This is a genomic window from Paenibacillus sp. FSL R5-0473, assembly GCF_038004565.1.
Lineage (GTDB): Bacteria > Bacillota > Bacilli > Paenibacillales > Paenibacillaceae > Paenibacillus > Paenibacillus amylolyticus.
The window spans coordinates 2,165,141-2,186,281 of sequence record NZ_JBBORL010000001.1 but is presented as its reverse complement, the minus strand read 5'-3'; the positions used below and the strand labels follow the sequence as shown (position 1 = coordinate 2,186,281).

The following is a 21,141-nucleotide window of genomic DNA, read 5'->3' as shown; positions in this document are numbered from 1 at the left end:
ATTTCAATAAACGTTTATAAAGTGACCTAAGTTACATGGTTATTAAGCCTTAAAGTTTTAGTGATACTTTGTGACATAATTTAAGGAGGCAATTAGATGGAAAAATCAGCTTTTGAACATTTCAAATGGATTAATGAAAGCAAAGCAACCTTTGAGAATGACAAATTGATTATTGAGGCAACTGCTAAATCCGATTTCTTTAATAATTGTGGACCTGGACCCGTTTCAGAAGAAGGGATCACACCAGAGAGTCTTGCCAATGCACCTTTTTATTATCAAGAAGTTACGGGGGATTTTGTAATGCGTGCTCAAGTCTCCCATGGATTTAAGGACACTTATGATTCAGCAACACTTATGATTATGCAGGATTTCCAGGTGTGGGCTAAAGCTTGTTTTGAAAAAACAGATTTTGATACACATGCAGTAGTTAGCGTAGTAACAAATCAAACATCGGATGATGCAAACGGGTCCAATATCGACAGTGACACCATTTGGCTACAAATAGCACGAGTCGGCAATTCCTTTGCATTCCACTATTCACTGGATGGTCTCAAATATGTGATGATGCGTTTCTTTACACTACCAGTGGAAGAGACCATTAAGGTTGGCCTTGAAGCACAGGCGCCATTAGGAGAGGGTGGACCACGGACTTTCCAGAACTTCTCGTTAGTCAATAAAACTGTTAAAAATATTCGTTTTGGCGAATAACCTAAATACAACCTGCAATGCAGTTTTAATTGGTGCTGTCGAGGGACAAGAACATATTCCCATTAAAGTCGCTATTTTAGCGGCTTTTTTATTTATCGGTACAAGTTCTTGTCCCGAGCCAACAATACCTACAATGTCGAGGGACAAGAACTTGTACCGATTACCGTATTGGACAAGAACATGTTCCTATTGCCGATTAGGCGTGTATCTAATCGTCATCTTGCCCTTCAATTCCTTAAACTAACGGGCAAGATAGTTTAAGCGTGAACCGTACCACAAGAAAGGGCAGTTTTTTTATTGTACTATACACCGATTAGGTTTGAATGCCAGACTCATTCTTTAGAATAGGACGTAACCCCCTTTGAGTAGAGGTTGTCCACTAACTTGAAAAACTCTTCTGACGATAAATCCTTTTGTCGCTGGAGCCAAAGACGAAATAAGGAAAGGGAGGTTGACAGGTAAAACTCAATCAAGTATGGCGTTAAGGCAGGGTTTTGCGGAACATTTAATTCCAACTGATTTAGAGTAATTTCTTTTTTAAGCGTTTTAAAAAACGGGGACTTCCATAATCACCTAAAAGGGCATGGAGAACCAAAAGATGTTCTTTTTTGTCCAGACAATGGAGCGCATCTTGAACCGTATGCATCGATAGCTCTTTTTTCGCAAAAAATCTTCTTTTATGTCGTTCAATAAGTCATTTTCAAGAGCATCTAACAATTCGTAAATATCAGTAAAGTATTGATAAAAGGTGCTACGGTTATATCCTGACTTATTCGCAATTTCCTGAACTGAAATTTTCTCGATTGGTTTTTGGCTATATAACTCACAAAAAACTCCAACAAAGGTTTGTCTTGTTTTCTCTGTTATTTTAGGTTGCTTTTTCATGTTTTTTCCTCCTATTAACGTCTAAGAATATCATCCGACAAATATTCTATGAAATCCCTATTCCTTGGGTTGTGTCTGGGTAAGGAAGGAGATTGCAAAGCGTTACTATTGCAACTTCTTAAACGGCTATTGTCAGGAAAATACTGTGAGTCAAGCTTGGTTAAACAAAATCCCATTATTTATTAATTTTAGGCAAGCTAGAGTTTTAGCCGCGCTCTATAGAAGCAGAGATTCTAACGCTCTATTATTGAAACATTAGATGTTGAATTTGCTCTTACAGTGTTTGGGTTTTGATTGGTACTGTTGTCAATAATCTGAGACCTATTAACCAGACCTATTCTGTATCACAAACAAATAAGGAGGATATGGTTGAACAACAATTTAGAGACTTTTCTAAAAAATGTCCCTTTAGAACTACCTCGTTTGTTATACATATATAAACTTCATCGCGAATACCTGGGAGGTGCCTTAAAGAAACATGTATGAGGAAACTGAATACAGAATTAAAAGAGTACAAGCGGGCGAAACTCAGGAATACGTTTATATCGTTCAAAAATACCAAAAACAGATATTTATGTATTGCTGGAGACTTATTTCAAACAAACAGGAAGCTGAGGATGCTGTTCAGGACGTTCTGGTTAAGGCCTATGAGAAAATAGATGCCTATAAACCTGAGGTGAATTTCTCCGCCTGGCTCTACAAAATAGCCTATCATCACTGCATAAACATAATCCGTCGAAAAAAAATGCAACAGAAATGGAAGTTCAGACTAATGGCTCAAGATCAAACTGCCATTAGTCCTGCAGAGATGCTGGATAACCAACTCTTTAACGAACCACTAAGCCGGGCGCTTGAAAAACTAAATGTGGTTGAACGGAACCTACTGATTCTGCGCGTTTTTGAAGAAAAATCGTTTGTAGAAATAGCTGAAATTTTGAATAAAAGTCCCGATGCCGTCAAGAAAAAGTTTGCTAGAACCAAAATCAAACTCAAAAAATGGATGAAACCAAAGGAGGAAGAACTATGCCAAAATTACAACGTACTTCTCAAAACGAAAATCTGAAAGAAATGGATCTCTTGATCCAAGAGGAGTTTCAGAATTTTGATGTCACTGACAAAGTCATGACTCGGGTCCATAAGCTGGCAGTTCACAAGAGAGGCTTGCATGCCAGAGCACAAGTTCGTCAAAGATTCGTGGTTTCCGGTCTAACCGCAATGTTCGTTCTTGGAGTATCAGTGACAGGGTATGCGGCCTCACAATATATTGAATTCCTTAACAATAAAGGAGAGGTGGTACTAAACACTGCCGCCGCCAAAGAGCCTACTGACTTTGTTACCAATTACACAAAAAGACTGGGCTTTTACACAAATCAGATTAAAGAACAATTGCAACCTGGGGATTATGTAGCCTATTATGTCAAAGATGAGTTAATTAACAACGCGGATAAATTAACCCCCGTAAAATTTGAATATAAGTGGATCGAGTATTCAAATTTTAGCAGTTTGCAAGCTGAAATTACACGGACGCAAGCTCCAGTTTTAAAATCAATAACGCAACTTCCTCAAGGGTACCAGTTTGATTACGGATACGTTTATCCTGCCGATCTTTATACAAACCATCTGGCAGATGCTGCTTACCTGAAGTTAACAGACGACCTTAGAAGACAAGCTGAATCTTCTTCGGATGGGCAACGGGTCTATATTCAAAAACTGAATTGGAACAAGGCTGATTTCTCTTTGGCACGCTATGTCAAGGGGAAGAACGTTGTAACTGTAATGGCAACAAGAATATTCCCCGACCCCAAAGTGACCATATTCCAGGACGATCACGCTAAATCCGAGAAGCTGAACATCCAAGGTAATGAGGTCTATTATATTCAATCCGATATTAAGGATAGGGAAACTAATTCCGTTCCTTACCATCGGATTGGATGGAGGGACCATCACAATCATTTGTTGTATGAAATATCCAATAATGGGGACAGTAATTTAGGTAAAAAGGATCTGGTCAAAATTGCTGAAGAGATGCTTACATCTCCTTAGTGTTCTAAACAACAAAGGGATAAACAAGGCACTTTAGACATTTTACTGAAGGACCCAAGTAATCTTCCAGCCAGTTATAATTTGAATAAAGCTAACAAAACCTATAAGGCAGTATTATTAATGGAGGAATATGTACAGGAAGGGCCATCCCACAAAGGAGGATGGCCTTTAAACTTGCCGTTAAACTGTTAGTTATTATTTGTCGCGGGACGAGAACTTGGTTCCTTTATATAGAATACTTTATCTCTAAAAGGGAGGGGAAACATTGCATAATATGATGAATAAGAGACAATTTATTGAGATGACAGTTAAAGAACAACGTTCAGTAGTATTTAAAGTTAATATTCAAGATGAATTTTTCCGTGGTGTTTCTAAAGAATTAAATGAGGGGTGTCTATTTGTTGAAACAGAAGAAGGCATAAACATAAAAATTGAAATGGATGACATCATTGAAATTTATGCTATCAAATCTTCATCTCCAGGACATTTTGAAGCAAACTAAAATTAATTGCTCTTAATAGGAGGATTTTTATGAATTTAAGTGAACTTTGGAATCATTTTAAGGCAGATAAACGAATTCAAGGGTTGAGCCTGAATACATTGCGTGCGTATGCTTTACAACTCAAGATGTTGGTTTCTGATCTAGGGGATGTCGATATTTCGGGAGTAACTCTAAATCTCCTGAAGGAATACTTAGCAAAGCAATCTGATCGTCTAAAACCAAGCAGCCTAGGGCACGGTATCCCTTTTGTACGTTCCTTATTTTGCTTTGCACATGAAGAAACCTATCTATCTAGCAATCCTTCTATTAAACTGCATGAGCCAAAACATGGAGAAGCGGGTATTTAAGTTTTTGATGGAAGAAGATGTGATTCATTTAAAGATCTCTTTTCAGACCTTACGGGAAGGAGTTTAAATTAAAATAGTATGCCTTCATAAACTGTTAAGAATTGCTCTCTATAATTCAAACTGTAAGCATTAAAACAAATTATTAGGAGGGCATTAATATGAAAAAAAAGAGTTTGAAGTGGGTTGGATCAACAGCATTATCACTTGTACTGGTAACTAGCATATTACCAGTGGCAGGGGCGACTGGTGTGTCTAAAGTTAATAGAGTTACGGAAGTGAATGGAACTGTGACTACAAAAAGTGAGAAAAACAATGTATATGTAGAGAGTGAGTTCGCCACGCTAAAAAGAGTTGTATTGACACAATCTGAAGCTTTTATGCACTTCAATTTTGATGATTTTCCAGAAGGAGACATGCCTATGCCTGAAGGAGGCATGTCTATAATGAATACGGATCCGGCAGAGGCACAGAAAAAGTGGGAAAAAGAGCGTGAAGATCTTAAAAAGGTTCTTGAAAAATACGGGGTTGAGGTTCAACGTCCACGCCTTTTAACTGAAAAGGAAAAACAACTAGGGGCTGTGAAAGATGGCATTACAGGTGGCGAAGGAGTAACTAATTTCTTTGTCAGAGATCCATTCTTCACAATCGGAAATCATCTAATTGAAGGTTCATTTAAATCGGCTTACCGGAGACTTGAGGTTTTACCTGTTAGAAGTATTCTGGATAAGGAAGCAGCCCAAAATAACGTTCCGCATGTAGCTGTCCCACAACCAGACGTTTCTAAAGGAATCAACTCTGCTGCCGGTCCTTACCTTGAAGGTGGAGATATCCTCGTGTATGGAAAGACTGTATTCGTCGGTAATTCTGGTCTAGCTTCAAACAAAGCCGGTATTGATTGGCTCAGAAACTATTTGACACCATCAGGTTATAAGGTGGTTGAGGTGAAGCTAGAGCCTGGCACATTGCACCTGGATTGTGCTATCAGTTTTGTAAGAGATGGATTAATGATTGTTAGCATGGATTCGTTAGCCAATGGGCTCCCAGAAGAACTTAAAAATTGGGACAAAATCGAAGTGAGTTACAAGGATGCTCAAGATTTGGCGGTAAATGGATTGCCAATCAGTAGCACAGTATATGTTACGGACATTGCATTCAAAAATACAATTGGAAAAGAGCTTGAGAAAAGAGGAATCAAAGTAGAATATGTTGATTACGAAATTTCTCGTTCTTTCGGCGGAGCTTTCCGTTGCAGTACACAGCCATTGCTTCGCACGGATAGCTAAAAGTTAAATCAAGTATGAGGTGAACTATGACAAGCCGGATTTTAGTGGTTGAAGATGATCAGGAAATTCGTGATCTGCTACGTATGTCTCTTGTCCGTGAAGGTTATGAAGTAACAACAGCTAAAGATGGAGAACAGGGAATTGAATTAGTAAATGAGTCATTGGATTTGGTGATTCTGGATATTATGATGCCTGGAATAAACGGACTGGAGGCTTGTATACGAATCAGAGAACGATACAATGTTCCTATTCTTTTTCTAACTGCTAAATCCGGAACTTTGGACAAAACGGAAGGTTTGCTTGCTGGTGGAGATGATTACTTAACTAAACCTTTTTCTGTACAGGAGCTTCTGGCAAGAGTTATTGCTTTGTTGCGTAGGTATACGATTTATCAAGATAAAAAGGATTATGGCGAAACATTTCTTATCGGAGGACGCTTAAAAGTAAGTGAACAATTTAACGATGTATGGAAAGGCAGTCAGAAGATTGAGCTTTCCGATCTGGAGTACGGTCTACTTAAACTGTTGATGACCAGAAGAAATAAAATTTTCTCTGCCCAAAATATTTATGAGAGTATTTGGAAGGAACCTTATTTCTACAGTTCAAATAATACGGTAGTAGTACACATCCGAAAATTACGATTGAAAATCGAAGAAGATCCAGCAAAACCAGCGTATATCTTAACGGAATGGGGAAGAGGTTACCGTTTTGGCCACTCATAAACTTACTATAACTAAAAAGTTGACTGTTTTAATAATTATTGCTCTCACCATAAGTGTTCTTTGTTTTTTACTTTTGCAGTCCATAAGCAATCGGGTTATGGATCATTATTTTACTTCTGATGAGCGTTTAAAGTCCGAATCTCAAGTTTACGTCCAAAAATTTTCAGAATATGTTTCAGCAAACGATCTGTCAACGACAGATCGTATTGCGTTTTCAGACTGGATTAAAAGTCAGAAGAGTAATTTATTTTTATACGTATTTCAGAACCAGGTGCTTCAATATGATTCCTTGTATCATGCTGATGACGAAGGAGCATATGGAAGTCAGCCTGAAACTGATTATGATCGACGGAACTCTTACCCAGTACAATTTAAGGATGGGACAGGTAACGTTTCAATCTATGGATTTTATTTTTCCCACTACTATAATGTGGCCTACATGCTTGAAATATTGCTGTCCGCAATGTTATTTATAACCATTGTTTTATTTGGAATACGTAGAGGGATCAAATATTTACGCACAATTAATAATGAAATTCATATCCTTGAAGGCGGCTCATTAGACTATTCTATAACGGTACGAGGGTATGATGAATTGGCGATGATTGCGGAAAGTATAGAGGAACTACGTAAAGCATTTTTAGGCAGGTTAGAAAGGATAGAAAATTTGCAAAATGAGAGTAGAAATCTCGCAACCGAAATGTCTCACGATATGCGTACGCCACTGACATCTCTCATCATGTATTTAGAGTTTGCCCGTAATACACCAGAAGATTTATGTGTAGAAACAAGGTATCAAATCGAGAGTGCGTATCAAAAGGCTCTCCAACTTAAGAATCGTACAGACGATCTGTTTTCATATTTTTTATTAGATAAAGAGAGGGAGGCAGACTTAGTAACCCTTTCAGTTCGGGAATCAATTCATGATGTATTGTCAGATATTACAGCTGTACTTCGAGCGGAAGGATTTCAGGTGCTTGTAAATGCCTCCCCTACGGATGTCATAATTATAGTGGATATGGAAAATATTGGACGTGTATTTGATAATTTTCTGTCGAACATACTAAAATATGCAGATCGAGAGCAAAAAATTAATTTATTTACTTATATAGAAGATAATCATTTTGTGATTTGTGTAGAAAACAAATTAAAAATAAATAATGAATCTGTAGAAAGTTATAAATTGGGTGAAAAAATCATAGAAAAAGTTATGCATCGGATGATAGGACAATTCTCTTCATCTGAAGATCAAGAGAATTACAAGATTATCCTGAAATTTAAAATAAGTCGAGCTTTTAAATAGCTACCTAAAATTGCATGTAACGTGTTTTCGTAAATCTATCACGTTTACTGTATTCAATTCGTTCGACGATGAAGTTATGCACGGAGTTGTTACGACAAAACGGGTAATTCTGTTGGAAGAAGGTACAGCAGAGATGAAAGGGCTAATGGGCAGTAAAGGGGCTCAACGAAGCGAGCACTGGAAATCTGCCATAAAGATCCAGCCACAACTCATGTTCACCTTTATAATTGGAACTGATGAAGTGAAAGAACTGAAGGTAATGGCCCATGCTGAGCGATCGACGACAGGATGCCCTGACATCACGAGAATCAACATTTTTCCAGCCCATTCCAAAATGAATTGTCGAGGGACAAGAACATGTTCCCATTGAAGTCGCTATTTTAGCGGCTTTTTTATTTTATCGGTACAAGTTCTTGTCCCAAGCAAAGGATAAGAACTTGTACCGATTGCCGATTAGGTGTATATCTAAATAATCAGCATATGCACTTATTTGGGAGCAACTATAAGAATAATGTTACATTAATTAAATCCAAACCCCCGAGTTAGCTGTCTATATAACAGGAGGTGAACGACAATGATCGATGCACAGCAACAAATCAACGCCGCACAAAACGGAGATCACGATGCCTTCGTATCTCTTATAAAGGATCGAACGGATAAGCTGCACCGAGTGGCTCGCCATTATGTACGGGAGTCCAAAGATGCGGAGGATATCGTTCAGGATGCCCTCGTTAAGGCTTATGAGTCACTGCAAACGCTGCAGCAAGCCGAAGCGTTTGAGAGCTGGCTTACCAGAATTGTGGTGAACCGGGCGCTCAATCATTTGAAGAAATCCAAGCGTGTTCACCTGAGCGAAGACCCGCAGGCGCAAGAGCCATTGGTCGTTAATGATATCGATCAAACCCTGGATCTGGAGCGTGCATTGGCCAGTCTGAATCCGAAGCTGCGTCAGCTCCTGTTCTTAAAATATAAGAAGGACCTGACCCAGCAGCAAATCGCCCATCTCCTGGATATGCCATTAGGTACTGTAAAAACACAATTACGGAAGGGGCTGGAACATTTGCGCAACGAAATGGCTCAAGATTTTCTCGAACGAGACCTGGATACTTTACGCCTGCAGTTAAGACAACAGGCAGAGCACCAGTTTGCCGTTTCACCGGATTATGATCTGATCGTCAATGACTATCAAGAGAACACCGGGAGGGGAACAGGGAAGGGAGAAGCGGGATTCTTATGGGTTAAAACGGGGAGTGATGACGCCGTTTCTGCCACGCTCTCCAGGGACGGCAACTTGCTAGACTATGCCATTTCCTGGGCCTCATTGGACAACGAGACACGGATATCTGAGGAGGAGCTCAAACAGCAGGCAGAGCAATTCCTGGAAGATCATTATCCCGGCGCACTGCGTGATTTTCCGTATTGTGAGATGGAGTGGATGGAAGGGATGTTTGTGTACACACGACAGCAGAAGGCGATGGGGCTGCCACTTCCTGAGACGGGATGCCTGATTATGGTTCATCCCAGCGGTCGCGTGGTCGGATTTAGGTACTTTGGAACCGTTCCAGGGCCAGCACTCCCAACCATGATCACACCAGAAGAGGAACAGATGGCGTGTATGAAGGCGAATTTTTTGCTACATGTGGAATATTGCGTATTGGACAAAGCCGTGTACACGGATGGTGACGATCAGGTCCATCTTGTTTACGCCCCCCGAAGTAGAGGACTAATCTATACTGCATCATCACAGGAGGAAGTTCCGACAGCCTATAGGGCAGAAGCTGTCCCCTCTGACCCAAGAACTCTGGACGAGTGGCCAGGTGAGTTCCCGCCCGCACGAAGCCTAGAAGAGTGGATTGGCGTAGACAACGACCAATTTCAGTTAGTACAAGACGACAATATTGGCTCGAACACCAAGTTGATGGTGTGGAAGCAACAGAATGAAGAGCGTCCAGCCAAGAATGACCGGTCTTGGAAGGCCTATTGGGCTGATCAGATGGAGGGAGCAGTCAAGGCGCGAGTAGACAGCCAATCCGGACAACTGATTGACTTTGTTTCGCATGGTAAGCCAGATCAACTAGCTCCATTAACCTGGGATCGAGACGCATGTATAGAAGTAGCTATGGACTATGTCCGAGGACTAGCAGCTGAAATGTTGCCGTATCTCAAGCTTCTAACTGAAGAGACCGACGACGAAGATCGTTTGGAAATCATTCGCTTTGGTGTATATGTTCAAGACATATCTGTCAGGGATGAATGCTATCAACTAGCTGTTGACCGCTCTAATGGGAGGGTCAAAAGTTTGATGTCCCCCTCCATAAGGCCAGAACAGTTAAAGATGCTGGAGACCGTGCCTTCATTTGATTACCAGACAGCCATCCTCCGATGGACGGCACAGGCCAAGCTGCGTCTGCAATGGGAACGGATGCACAATACTAGGGCGGAAGAGGCCCCGTACGAACTAGTGTATCGAATGATTGGTAGCGAGCACGAGCGGACGCCCGAAGTGCTTGATGCGCATACGGGGAAGTTATACGAAAATACTTTTTACTGACAAACAAAAACATCTAGCCCGAAACTAAGGGCTGGAAGGCATTCAAAAGCCTGCGGAGGCATTCATTTGCCATTATTTAGACAAAGGGCTTAAATTCATGAATCTGGAGGATGCGAGAGTCGATCAAACCTGCATATTAATTGTGTCCATTGAATTTTAATAACGCCGAACTCGGAATATGAGTTCGGCGTTTTAGGTAGATTATACGACGGAGGGGTGGGAGTTAAAACTACAAACTCATGTCGAGGGACAAGAACATCGTCCGATTGCCGATTAGATGTGTACTAAATAAAAAGTACATAAGCCCTCATTAGTACCAAATAATTTTATATAAGAACATTCACATTAAAATATATTACTTATGTAACATTTCTCAAAGAAAGACTTTTAAATTATAGTTCTCTTTTTTGTCTCAGACTCTCAATAAAAACAGGTAGTTATCTGGATAAACTTAATTGAGCGAGTAAATGAAATAATAATTGCTTCTCGATCGTGTATGCGATATATTGCATATAAGAATAATTGTAATGAGGATGAAAACAATGCCAATTCCTAAAGATTTTTCCTTACCAGTCCGTATGACCGCAAAAGAAAGAGCGTTTTCTCAGATTCAGCGATGGATCATTGATGGAACACTGCAACCAGGTGAAAAGCTTATTGATGCGGAAATGGCTGAATCGCTTGGAGTCAGCCGGACACCGATTCGGGAGGCATTTCAGTTACTCGAAGTTCAAGGCCTCGTGTCCATGCATCCAGGAAAAGAAACAAAAGTAACGAATATTGAGAAAAACGATATTTTTAAGATGTATTCAACGATGGCTGCTCTTCAGGCCTTAGCTGCTGAAATCACCGCCCAAACTATTGTTCCAGAACAGATCGAGAAACTAAGATCCATAAATTTGGAATTCGCAGGTTCTATTAAAAATGGACAAGTTTATCAGGCTATGGAGGTGGATGAGCAATTTCATAATTATATTGTGGAGCTCTCAGATAATCCTTATGTAACTACATTTAATACATCTCTTCAGATTCACATTAGGCGATTTAAATACGTATTTTTAAAACAACCTATTACGGCTACACTAGCTTCAGTTGAAGAACATGATCAGATTATTAAAGCTTTTGAAGGCAAAAATAGCAACGATGCCCATAATTTAATGAAACAAAATTTTATTCGACCGATGCAGGAACTGAACGAAATACTTTGAAATGAGGGAAGAAACATGGAAAATAAAAAAGATCTTCGCATTCGAAGCAAGGTAATCAGTGAAGGTGCTAACCGGGTACCGAACAGAGCGATGCTGCGTGCAGTTGGATTTCAAGATGAGGATTTTAAAAAGCCAATGATCGGAATAGCAAGTACGTGGAGTGAAGTAACACCGTGTAATATGCACATCAATGATTTAGCGGTGCAAGCTAAGCTGGGCGCACGTAATAACGGCGGTGCTCCACTAATTTTTAATACGATTACCGTTTCTGATGGGATCTCGATGGGGCATGGCGGGATGTTGTTCTCGCTACCAAGTCGGGAAGCTATAGCTGATTCGATTGAAATTGTGACCGGAGCCGAGCGTTTTGACGGCGTTGTTGCAATCGGTGGGTGTGACAAGAATACGCCTGCATGTTTGATGGCTATTGGACGGATGAATATTCCTTCTGTTTATGTATATGGAGGAACCATTCAACCTGGTAATCTCGACGGTAAAAAAGTGGATATCGTTTCAGCTTTTGAAGCCGTTGGGCAATATCAAGATGGAAAAATAACAGATGAACAATTGCATAAGGTCGAATGCAGTGTTTGTCCAGGTCCAGGGGCTTGTGGGGGGATGTATACCGCTAATACGATGGCCGCAGCTGCAGAAGCAATGGGTATGTGTTTGCCTGGTTCTTCTTCGACATCAGCTATCTCAGCGGATAAAGCATTGGAATGCGAAGCAGCCGGTAAGCAGGTCATCTCACTTCTTGAACAGGAAATCTACCCAAGAGACATTATGACGAAGAAAGCATTTGAGAATGCGATCACCGTTGTTATGGCTCTAGGGGGATCAACCAACGCATTTCTCCATCTGCTAGCTATTGCGCACTCCGTAGAAGTGGATTTAACCTTGGATGATTTTGAACGAATTCGCTTGCGTGTTCCTCATTTGGCAGATCTGAAGCCAAGTGGTCAGTATGTCATGCAGGATTTGAATGATATTGGTGGTGTTTCCGGGGTAATGAAGCTATTGCTCGCTGAGGGATTACTTCATGGGGATTGCCTCACCGTAACTGGTAAAACGTTGGCGGAGAATTTAGCGGAAGCTGCTCCACTACAGAATGATCAAGAGATTATACGTCCACTCAATAATCCGCTTAAACCAAATGGACCACTGGTTGTGCTTCGAGGAAACCTAGCTCCTGAAGGCGCTGTTGCCAAAATGTCAGGCATGAAGATACAACAGTTTTCCGGACCGACAAAGGTCTACGATAGCGAAGATGAAGCGACAGAAGCGATCATGAATGATGAAATTCAAGAAGGGGACGTATTGGTCATACGCTATTGTGGACCGAAGGGTGGACCAGGTATGCCTGAGATGCTTTCCGTTACAGCACTCATTGTAGGGAAAGGTCTCGGTGGGAAAGTTGCTCTCATAACAGATGGTAGGTTCTCGGGTGGCTCGCATGGATTTGTAGTTGGCCATGTATCCCCTGAGGCACAAGTAGGTGGACCGATCTCTTTGCTCCAAAATGGAGATATTATCACCATCGATAGCGACATTCAGGAAATTAAGGTTGAAGTGCCAGAAGAAGAGTTGGCCGCTCGAGCGCAAGCTTGGGTACAACCGCCACTGAAAGTGAAATCCGGTGTACTTGCCAAATATGCTAAATTAGTTTCCTCTGCTTCAAGAGGTGCAGTAACAGATTTGATGGAATAGACAATTAAACATTGATGCTACATATAAAATGGGAGGGGAGAAGCTACTACAACGAATGCATGAAGCGCGCTAAACAAAAAAACGCCAGCTTTAGAGATCAAGAATGTCGCAAGAAAAAGATGAAGAATTTAGTTTCATCATTTGAAAATGAAGTGCACCCCCTAGAATAGACATTGGAAAAACCCCTGAGTTTAGCCAATGAAATTCTGGGGGGTGTATTTTTGCTTGTACCGTTTCTCGACTTTCATTAATTGGGGGTTCGCTACGAATAGCAGGCAGGTTCCGGCTAGTGTTTGGATGGTCTTAATCTCGAATGAGTAAATATTGCCAATGCAAGTCGCTAGCCCGTTAGGCAATCCAAACTAGCTGCTCTCAATATTAAATTAAACTCTCGAAGAAAGGGAAACAGAAAAATGTCGAGGGACAAGAACATAGTCCGATTACTGATTAGATGAATATCTAAATATTATCATGACAGAACTTATCGCGAGACAAAAGCACAATTCGCTTTCTGATACCAAGAACTCAGTTCCATTGCTGAAAAAAATGACGCTGTCAAAGGTGAGTATAGTTATAAAGTTCTTGTCAAAAGAAACTTGGAGCCATGAAATTTATAAGGGTTACGGGTATACGAGCTCCTAAAACGAAACCCTTTTACTTATGTTCAAAATCTAATCTGAAATAACCCTGTATTCTGGTCCCAAAATGGAACAAGAGTTGTCGAGGGATATGAATATGGCACGATTAGGAAAATACCTAATCGGTTTTCCCTAGCTAATTCATGCATCTATCGCTCAGGATAGTGTAACTATGGCGATACGAAAAACTGGAACCGCAATCAATATATATTCGCAGATAAGGTTTCTTTTAAAACATCTTCAAATATAAAAAGAAAGTTATCTATTCTAAATAAGAATTAGTACTTTTTTGGAAACAATTTGATGACCATTCTTTATAAAGAATGATGCCAACATCAGTGATTGTTGGACAAGATTTAAATTTTTTCTTCTATTATAGATCTACTCTCATTTGTTCGTTAGTGCAGTTAAACATGTAGTGTAGTGTTTTGATTTGGTCAGATAACTTAGGTACAAGAACATCAATCTGTACATTGAGAATGATCTCCTTAATGTACAAATTGTAGATAGGCGCTGGGGCACGTTTAATCTGTCAGCCATTAAACTATTTGAGCAGAAGAACTCGCATATACAAAACAAACATGAGGAGTTGCAACTGGGCAATGTTCCTTAGAAGTATATACAATGCTAGTGCGCGCTCCTCTGGTATCCTATACTTAGCAGCTATCATAACAAATTCTCGATGTTGGGTACGGTCACCCCCAGAAACATGAAAGTCTTCTTCCAACACATTACCTCTTTGATCGCGAGAAGGGGACCAAACCGTTCATCTTCATGTACTAGTGCAACTCGTGCAAGTTCGACACAGCGTTGTAAATGTTCCAAGTCTTATTCTGAAATTTTTGGATTATTGCTATATGTGTAACGATAGAATTCACAAATAGCTTTCTCTTTACATCTCTAAGTCTAAAGAGATGTATATTCCTTCATAGAAGATTGTGGTCTTAATCCTCTTTGTCTTATGCTACTAAATGAGATACCGCATAAAATAATAATCACTCCAAGCCATTGAGACCAACCTACAAATTCTCCTAGTACAAGAGAAGACATTATAACGGCCATGGGTAATTCAGATGCGGTCATAATTGTACCCATTCCTGAACCGATATGGGGCATACCTATGGAGTACAGAAGTGGAGGCAATACAACGCCAAAAACTCCGAGAACTAATCCATATGGACTCAATCCCGCCAGCACATCCAGGTTGAATAAGAAGGTTGGAGGGAAAACCACAAAGACAGTAATAACAGCTCCAGTTGAAAGAAGGGCGCTTTTCAATACGGGCGAAGTATCTTTCGCAACAGAACCACTGAGGAAAATAAATAAAGCGAAAGTTGAAGCAGCCAGTAGTCCCCAAATTGTTCCTTTCCACGATAACGAGAGATTTCCTTGAGAAAAGACGTTAGCCGCTAGTAGGGAACCGAAAAGCAGTACACCAATCGAGATTAGTTTGCCCCCGGTAGGTTTTTTCTTCTGAAGGACCCATTCATATAATGTTCCAATCCAAACAAACTGAAATAGTAAGACAATAGCTAGAGAAGCATTTATGCTCTGTAGTGATTGATAATAAAACATACCTGTCAGTCCAAAGGGGATTCCGGATAATAGAAGTTTTGTAATTTGCTTGAGAGTAAGGCTTCTCTTTTTGACAAAGATCACAAATATCCAACTTAAAACTGCACCAAAGAAATATTGTGCGCCAGTGACTTCTGGTGTTGAAAAGCCAGCGTTATAAGCCAGTTTAACAAATGTGGAAAGTATGCCGTAACAACAGCCTCCCAAAAATACAATAAGTGCATAATGCCATAATTTCATAAATATTCCTCCTTTTTTGCATACAAAAAAACCACACAAATGCGCATAGGCATTCGTGTGGCGAAAATAGAGATCACTCTCTAGAAAAATCCACATCCATCGGGTTTTAGTATTTCGTTCATTTCGGTATCAGTATAAAAGCAAAGGTTTGTTCTTGTCAATAACCTGTGACAGAGAATGAGGATAAAAGTCAAAAGGAAACCTACACCTTCAGTAACAGTTGAGTACATAGTAATGTGCTTGTATAGCAAATATTCTAAAATTCATATGGAATATGTGAACTAAATTTTCTTTCATATATGAAATGTAAGTATGGTCATGTGAATACCTTTTTATAAGTCAAGTCCTAGTAAAAAAACACTTGCATTTTTTGAAAAAAGTGTTTTATTATTGTCCGCAAAGAGAGCTTGTACATCAACTGGGTTGTGACTGTTCAATCAGGCAATACCATTTCTGGCCAGAAAAGACGTACTTTTTGCTAACTTTTCACAAAATTTGAAGGCTGTTTACAAATTTGAAATTACTAAAATAGCCTTGCAGAATTGAGCGTCGTTGTGCAAAAAAACAGAACGCTGAACTTCAGCATGGAAATGATGTTTAGAGTCTATCCACTGGACAGCCATACAGTTTTTTTGATGCAAAGTCACAGCCAGAGAGGAAGAGCACTCATGAATTATGATCAGTTGGCCAAGGAGATTTTGTCTCGAGTTGGCGGTGTTGAAAACGTTAACAGCGTTGTTCATTGTATAACACGATTGCGATTTCAATTAAGGGACGAAGGAATGGCCCAAACAGAAGAATTAAAGAAAGTGTCTGGGGTCATTACGGTCATGCAAAGTGGCGGTCAATACCAAGTTGTGATAGGGAATGAAGTTCCGGATGTATATAAGGCCATCACTAAACTTGGAAATTGGTCTGTAGAGGGTGAAGAGACTTTAAGTTCCGATGAAAATAAAACAGCCAAAGGAAATATCTTCAATCGTTTTATTGATATGATTTCAGGTGTTTTTCAGCCATTACTTGGTTTGTTGGCTGCGACAGGAATGATTAAAGGGTTCAACGAATTGTTTTTGTCTTTTGGATGGATTTCGGAAACATCTGGAACGTATCAATTGCTAAAAGCAACTGGAGATTGCCTATTTTACTTCTTCCCCGTATTTTTAGGGTACACTGCAATGAAAAAATTTGGTGGGTCGTCCTTTATAGGAATGGCTATAGGGGCATCACTCGTTTACCCAACGTTATCGAATTTAAGTGAAGGGGACCCTCAATACATTTTGTTTGGAGGGACAATTTTTGAATCTCCAATTCATATTACGTTTTTGGGTCTGCCTGTTATTTTAATGACGTATTCCTCCTCAGTCATACCCATCATTTTAGCTTCGTTCTCTGCATCAAAATTAGAAAAAGTTCTAAAAAGAGTTACACCACAAGTGGTACGAACGTTCTTGGTTCCCTTTTTTACGATGCTTATCATTGTCCCTGCTACTTTTTTGGTAATAGGGCCCATATCTACATGGGCAGGAAATTTAATTGGAGCGGGCGCTACTGAAATTTACGGATTTAGCCCTATTTTAACGGGTATAATAATAGGCTCCATGTGGCAGGTTTTGGTTATTTTTGGACTTCATTGGGGAATCATCCCCATCGCGTTGCTGAATATTGGAACACTTGGATCAGATCCAATTATGGCGCTTTCTTTTGGAGCTTCATTTGCGCAAATCGGTGTGGTTCTAGCGGTTCTGATCAAAACTAAAAATCAAAAAATAAAAGCATTGAGTGTACCAGCATTCATTTCTGGGATTTTTGGCGTCACGGAGCCTGCTATATATGGTTTAACTTTACCCTTAAGAAGACCATTCATTATGAGTTGTATTGCCGGAGGTATCGGTGGAGGTCTTTTGGGGTATGCTGGGTCAAAATTTTACATTCTTGGAGGCCTCGGTGTGTTCGGCTATCCTAACTTTGTAAATAAGGTAGCCGGTATTGATTTCAGTTTTTATATGTCACTCATTGCAACTGCCGTCGCCTTTATTTTTGGGTTTGTCTTAACCTACTTTATCGGTTTTAAAGATCCAACAGAGACGATATCAACCAATATTGCTGAAAAACAAGAATTCGTTCCTAATACAAGTCTATTAAATGACCAACCCTTTGAAATCGTTAGTCCGATGACAGGTACTGTAGTTAGACTCCAAGATATTAAGGACGAAACTTTCGCAGGAGAGTATATGGGCAAAGGGATAGCCATCCTCCCTACAACGGGACGTGTTGTATCTCCAATAAACGGCATTGTACAAACGATTTACCGTACGAAACATGCTATTGGCCTTATCAGTGATGATGGAGTAGAAATACTCATTCATATTGGACAAGATACCGTTCAGTTAAAAGGTCAGCACTTCAATTCATTCGTGAAAGATGGGGATCGGGTTAAGGTTGGGGATGTCATTGTAGAGTTCGACTTGCTGGCGATCCAGGATGCCGGTTATGAAATGGTAACCCCCATTGTTATTACAAATACGTCCATGTATCACGACATTGTAGGAATTGCAAATGACAGGGTAGATGAAAAAGAACCGTTACTCAAAGTATATGCACAAAAATAGGGAGGTAATTGGATATGTTTAATAAAATCAATAAATTTCCGGATGGTTTTCTGTGGGGTGGTGCTACGGCTGCCAATCAAATTGAGGGGGCATACCTAGCTAATGGTAAGGGACTAACGACCATTGATTTGATGCCGAAGGGGCCTAAACGTGATCAGGTTTCGATGGGTAACTTAAATTCGTTTGAACCCGAGGAAGGCGAGATTTATCCTTCCCACGAAGCTATCGATTTTTATCATCGTTATAAAGAGGATATCGCTCTTTTTGCGGAAATGGGCTTCAAATCGTTTCGAATGTCGATTTCATGGGCTCGCATCTTTCCCAATGGTGACGATGTAACCCCGAATGAAGCAGGATTGCAATTCTATGATGACGTGTTTGATGAACTTCTGAAGTATAATATTGAGCCTGTCGTTACTATATGTCATTTTGATTTACCTGTGAACTTGGCGAAAACGTATGGCGGTTGGAAAAACCGAATTATGATTGAGCTATTTGAAAAATACTCCAAAACATTGTTTGAACGCTATAAAACCAAAGTGAAATACTGGATGACATTTAACGAGATTAATATGTTATTGCATCTGCCTTATACAGGAGCTGGCATTATTTTTGAAGAAGGAGAGAATAAACAACAAGTTCTGTATCAAGCAGCGCATCATGAACTGGTTGCAAGTGCTCTGGCGGTTAAGGCTTGTCATGAAATTATTCCTAACGCCATGATCGGATGTATGTTGGCAGCTGGAAATGTGTATCCATACAGTAGTAATCCAGAAGATTACTGGGAAGTTATGGAGATGGAACGAGAGTCCTACCTCTTGATTGATGTACAATCTAAAGGGGAGTATCCCGGATATGCAAAACGCTTTTTCATCGAGAATGGAATTCAACTTCAGTTTGAGCCTGGAGATTTGGAAATTTTGAAGAAATATACAGTGGATTACATTGGTTTTAGCTATTATTCGAGCCGTTGTACCAGTGCTGATCCTGAAATATTGAAGAATTACACAGATGGGAATGTGTTTGGTTCTGTAATAAACCCTTATTTGGAAACCTCAGAATGGGGATGGACAATTGATCCAAAGGGCATGCGGATTACTTGTAACCAGTTACATGAGAGGTACAATAAACCATTATTTATCGTAGAGAACGGACTTGGTGCAAAAGATACTCTTCTGGATAATGATACCGTTGAAGATGATTACCGCATTAAGTATTTAGATCTTCACTTTGCAGAGATTGCTGAAGCAATAAAAGACGGAGTTGATATTATAGGGTATACAAGTTGGGGACCGATCGATCTTGTGAGTAACGGTACCGGCGAGATGAAAAAACGGTATGGGTTCATTTATGTTGACAAAAACAACGATGGCTCTGGCACGCTTCGAAGAATCAGAAAGAAAAGTTTTCATTGGTACAAAGACATTATTGCTAATAATGGGGCAGGGTATTTCCTTGATTAATTGATCGGTAGTATTCGCGTGTTAATTTAATGAAGCAGTATGACAAAAATATTTCAAGTATGTGTGCTAAATAAATACTTGAGGGGAAACAAGGCAGGCCACATAAGAGAATCTCTATATGTGGTCTTCTTTTAACTCCAAAAGACTTTGAGATGTATAATTCAATGTCCTCAGATCAATGTCGGAGGACAAAAACATTGTTCCATTCAAAGTCGCTATTATAGCAGCTTTTTTGATTTAAGGAACCCAAATTCTTGTTCCAAGCTGAGGAAATGAGCATTGTGTCATTTTGGATTAGACAGTCACCTAAATAGTAATATGATGGATCTTCTATTGCGAGATAAAAGCCACATTAATATAAGACCTCGCTTGATTAACTATTTGTATCCGGAACTCATCAAGTTCCATCGATTATCACTATTTAGAAAATGAAGAAGTGTTGGCTGACAAATACGTTTGCCCATATCAACATGAAAGCCCAAACGTAATATTTTATACACCTCAATCTGTTGCGATGCTGATCAGAAGAAGCATCCAGGATGATTAAAAGAAAGTATTACAAAAATCAGTTGAAGCATATGTGAAGAGATTAAATTTACAGAGCCGTTAATCAGTGCAATGATGATTAACGGCTCTTGGTTGTCGCAAAAAGATAAGAAGAGGAAGGCAATGGAACATTGTTCTTTTCCCGAGCCAAGGACAAGAACATGTTCTTAGGAGAAATTAATTAGACAAGATTTGTTGGGATTGGTCTTCAGGGGATGCGAACGATGCTGACAATTTGGTGCAGGGAATGCAAGGAAAGTTTTTTATTTACGATAGTATTTAACTCGAAGGGAGGGAGAACGATGGATTGGTTGGAGAGGATGAAAAGTTCAATCGATAATATCGAAACAAATTTGGAGAACAATATCTCATATGATGAAATAGCGCAGATAGCTTGTTGCTCTACCTATCATTTTCAACGAATGTTCCCTTTCATTAAAGGAATCACGTTATCCGAGTACATCCGACGTCGTCGTTTGACATTAGCGGCTTTTGAAATGCAGGCAAACGATGCGAGGTTAATCGATGTTGCTATGAAATATGGATACCAATCGCCGGAAGCGTTCGCACCGGCGTTTAAGAATCTCCTTGGGACTATGCCGATATCTGCGCGCGATAAAGGCGTTTCCTTAAAAGCCTATCCTCGAATGTCCTTTCATATCTCAATAAGAGGAGATGTCGAGATAAATTACTGGATAAAACAAAGAGGAGCTTTCGAGATGTTCGGCGTTTTGTCTTGTGAGTCAGGATTTACAAATGTCATTTACTGATGTTCCTCAGTTCCGTAAGAAATGTGATGAGGACGGCAGTA

Annotated in this window: 16 protein-coding genes; 14 read left to right on the top strand and 2 right to left on the bottom strand. The window is 39.9% G+C overall.

The annotated features are described in order from the left end of the window. Nucleotides 1-96 precede the first annotated feature (96 nt). Nucleotides 97-708, top strand: a complete 612-nt coding sequence (locus MKY28_RS09580) for a DUF1349 domain-containing protein (RefSeq protein WP_036673660.1) — start codon at nucleotides 97-99, stop codon at nucleotides 706-708. A gap of 573 nt (nucleotides 709-1,281) precedes the next feature. On the opposite strand, the gene MKY28_RS09575 is transcribed toward MKY28_RS09580, so the two are convergent. Next, the gene (locus MKY28_RS09575) at nucleotides 1,282-1,593 is read right to left on the bottom strand and encodes a TetR/AcrR family transcriptional regulator (protein WP_253508875.1); all 312 of its coding nucleotides are present in this window, start codon (nucleotides 1,591-1,593) and stop codon (nucleotides 1,282-1,284) included. 478 nt (nucleotides 1,594-2,071) lie between these two features. On the opposite strand from MKY28_RS09575, the gene MKY28_RS09570 reads away from it, so the two are divergent. The 10 genes from MKY28_RS09570 to ilvD all read left to right on the top strand — a co-directional run bounded on the left by MKY28_RS09570 (nucleotide 2,072) and on the right by ilvD (nucleotide 13,259). Then, nucleotides 2,072-2,656 carry an RNA polymerase sigma factor gene (locus tag MKY28_RS09570; RefSeq protein WP_076317726.1) on the top strand — a complete coding sequence of 195 codons (585 nt, stop codon included), beginning with the start codon at nucleotides 2,072-2,074 and terminating at the stop codon, nucleotides 2,654-2,656. After that, nucleotides 2,617-3,636, top strand: coding sequence for a DUF4367 domain-containing protein (locus MKY28_RS09565; protein WP_253508877.1), 1,020 nt, complete (start codon nucleotides 2,617-2,619; stop codon nucleotides 3,634-3,636). The genes MKY28_RS09570 and MKY28_RS09565 overlap by 40 nt, the downstream gene beginning before the upstream one ends. A gap of 277 nt (nucleotides 3,637-3,913) precedes the next feature. Further along, nucleotides 3,914-4,138, top strand: a complete 225-nt coding sequence (locus tag MKY28_RS09560; RefSeq protein ID WP_340935826.1) for a hypothetical protein — start codon at nucleotides 3,914-3,916, stop codon at nucleotides 4,136-4,138. 29 nt (nucleotides 4,139-4,167) lie between these two features. Next, entirely contained in the window at nucleotides 4,168-4,485 is a 318-nt protein-coding gene (locus tag MKY28_RS09555) for a site-specific integrase (RefSeq protein WP_253508879.1), read from the top strand. Between the two features lie 158 nt (nucleotides 4,486-4,643). Further along, nucleotides 4,644-5,768, top strand: coding sequence for a dimethylarginine dimethylaminohydrolase family protein (locus tag MKY28_RS09550; RefSeq protein ID WP_083669620.1), 1,125 nt, complete (start codon nucleotides 4,644-4,646; stop codon nucleotides 5,766-5,768). 26 nt (nucleotides 5,769-5,794) lie between these two features. Further along, nucleotides 5,795-6,490, top strand: a complete 696-nt coding sequence (locus tag MKY28_RS09545; RefSeq protein ID WP_036673666.1) for a response regulator transcription factor — start codon at nucleotides 5,795-5,797, stop codon at nucleotides 6,488-6,490. Then, a complete protein-coding gene (locus tag MKY28_RS09540; RefSeq protein ID WP_076317723.1) occupies nucleotides 6,477-7,793 on the top strand; it encodes a sensor histidine kinase in 1,317 nt (438 codons plus the stop codon). Before MKY28_RS09545 ends, MKY28_RS09540 begins: the two co-directional genes overlap by 14 nt. A gap of 574 nt (nucleotides 7,794-8,367) precedes the next feature. Then, on the top strand, nucleotides 8,368-10,344 hold the full coding sequence (locus MKY28_RS09535) for a sigma-70 family RNA polymerase sigma factor (protein ID WP_340935825.1): 1,977 nt from the start codon (nucleotides 8,368-8,370) through the stop codon (nucleotides 10,342-10,344). Between the two features lie 542 nt (nucleotides 10,345-10,886). Further along, complete coding sequence (locus MKY28_RS09530; protein WP_340935824.1) at nucleotides 10,887-11,552, top strand: GntR family transcriptional regulator; 666 nt, start codon at nucleotides 10,887-10,889, stop codon at nucleotides 11,550-11,552. A gap of 15 nt (nucleotides 11,553-11,567) precedes the next feature. Beyond that, nucleotides 11,568-13,259, top strand: a complete 1,692-nt coding sequence (ilvD, locus tag MKY28_RS09525) for a dihydroxy-acid dehydratase (protein ID WP_076317719.1) — start codon at nucleotides 11,568-11,570, stop codon at nucleotides 13,257-13,259. Nucleotides 13,260-14,803: 1,544 nt separating this feature from the next. Here the strand turns inward: ilvD and MKY28_RS09520 are convergent. Continuing rightward, nucleotides 14,804-15,712, bottom strand: coding sequence for an EamA family transporter (locus MKY28_RS09520; protein WP_340935823.1), 909 nt, complete (start codon nucleotides 15,710-15,712; stop codon nucleotides 14,804-14,806). 668 nt (nucleotides 15,713-16,380) lie between these two features. Here MKY28_RS09520 and MKY28_RS09515 point away from each other — a divergent pair. The 3 genes from MKY28_RS09515 (at nucleotide 16,381) to MKY28_RS09505 (ending at nucleotide 21,100) form a co-directional block, all read left to right on the top strand. After that, on the top strand, nucleotides 16,381-18,321 hold the full coding sequence (locus MKY28_RS09515; protein WP_340935822.1) for a beta-glucoside-specific PTS transporter subunit IIABC: 1,941 nt from the start codon (nucleotides 16,381-16,383) through the stop codon (nucleotides 18,319-18,321). A 14-nt stretch (nucleotides 18,322-18,335) separates the two neighbouring features. Further along, a complete protein-coding gene (locus MKY28_RS09510) occupies nucleotides 18,336-19,784 on the top strand; it encodes a 6-phospho-beta-glucosidase (RefSeq protein ID WP_036613869.1) in 1,449 nt (482 codons plus the stop codon). A gap of 848 nt (nucleotides 19,785-20,632) precedes the next feature. Then, complete coding sequence (locus tag MKY28_RS09505; RefSeq protein ID WP_340935821.1) at nucleotides 20,633-21,100, top strand: helix-turn-helix transcriptional regulator; 468 nt, start codon at nucleotides 20,633-20,635, stop codon at nucleotides 21,098-21,100. Nucleotides 21,101-21,141 lie beyond the last annotated feature (41 nt).

Excerpts from the sequence above, each read along its gene's own strand:
- MKY28_RS09580 (WP_036673660.1), top strand. The coding sequence starts at position 97 with ATGGAAAAATCAGCTTTTGAACATTTCAAATGGATTAATGAAAGCAAA.
- MKY28_RS09575 (WP_253508875.1), bottom strand. The coding sequence starts at position 1,593 with ATGAAAAAGCAACCTAAAATAACAGAGAAAACAAGACAAACCTTTGTT.
- MKY28_RS09570 (WP_076317726.1), top strand. The coding sequence starts at position 2,072 with ATGTATGAGGAAACTGAATACAGAATTAAAAGAGTACAAGCGGGCGAA.
- MKY28_RS09565 (WP_253508877.1), top strand. The coding sequence starts at position 2,617 with ATGCCAAAATTACAACGTACTTCTCAAAACGAAAATCTGAAAGAAATG.
- MKY28_RS09560 (WP_340935826.1), top strand. The coding sequence starts at position 3,914 with ATGAATAAGAGACAATTTATTGAGATGACAGTTAAAGAACAACGTTCA.
- MKY28_RS09555 (WP_253508879.1), top strand. The coding sequence starts at position 4,168 with ATGAATTTAAGTGAACTTTGGAATCATTTTAAGGCAGATAAACGAATT.
- MKY28_RS09550 (WP_083669620.1), top strand. The coding sequence starts at position 4,644 with ATGAAAAAAAAGAGTTTGAAGTGGGTTGGATCAACAGCATTATCACTT.
- MKY28_RS09545 (WP_036673666.1), top strand. The coding sequence starts at position 5,795 with ATGACAAGCCGGATTTTAGTGGTTGAAGATGATCAGGAAATTCGTGAT.
- MKY28_RS09535 (WP_340935825.1), top strand. The coding sequence starts at position 8,368 with ATGATCGATGCACAGCAACAAATCAACGCCGCACAAAACGGAGATCAC.
- MKY28_RS09530 (WP_340935824.1), top strand. The coding sequence starts at position 10,887 with ATGCCAATTCCTAAAGATTTTTCCTTACCAGTCCGTATGACCGCAAAA.
- ilvD (WP_076317719.1), top strand. The coding sequence starts at position 11,568 with ATGGAAAATAAAAAAGATCTTCGCATTCGAAGCAAGGTAATCAGTGAA.
- MKY28_RS09520 (WP_340935823.1), bottom strand. The coding sequence starts at position 15,712 with ATGAAATTATGGCATTATGCACTTATTGTATTTTTGGGAGGCTGTTGT.
- MKY28_RS09515 (WP_340935822.1), top strand. The coding sequence starts at position 16,381 with ATGAATTATGATCAGTTGGCCAAGGAGATTTTGTCTCGAGTTGGCGGT.
- MKY28_RS09510 (WP_036613869.1), top strand. The coding sequence starts at position 18,336 with ATGTTTAATAAAATCAATAAATTTCCGGATGGTTTTCTGTGGGGTGGT.
- MKY28_RS09505 (WP_340935821.1), top strand. The coding sequence starts at position 20,633 with ATGGATTGGTTGGAGAGGATGAAAAGTTCAATCGATAATATCGAAACA.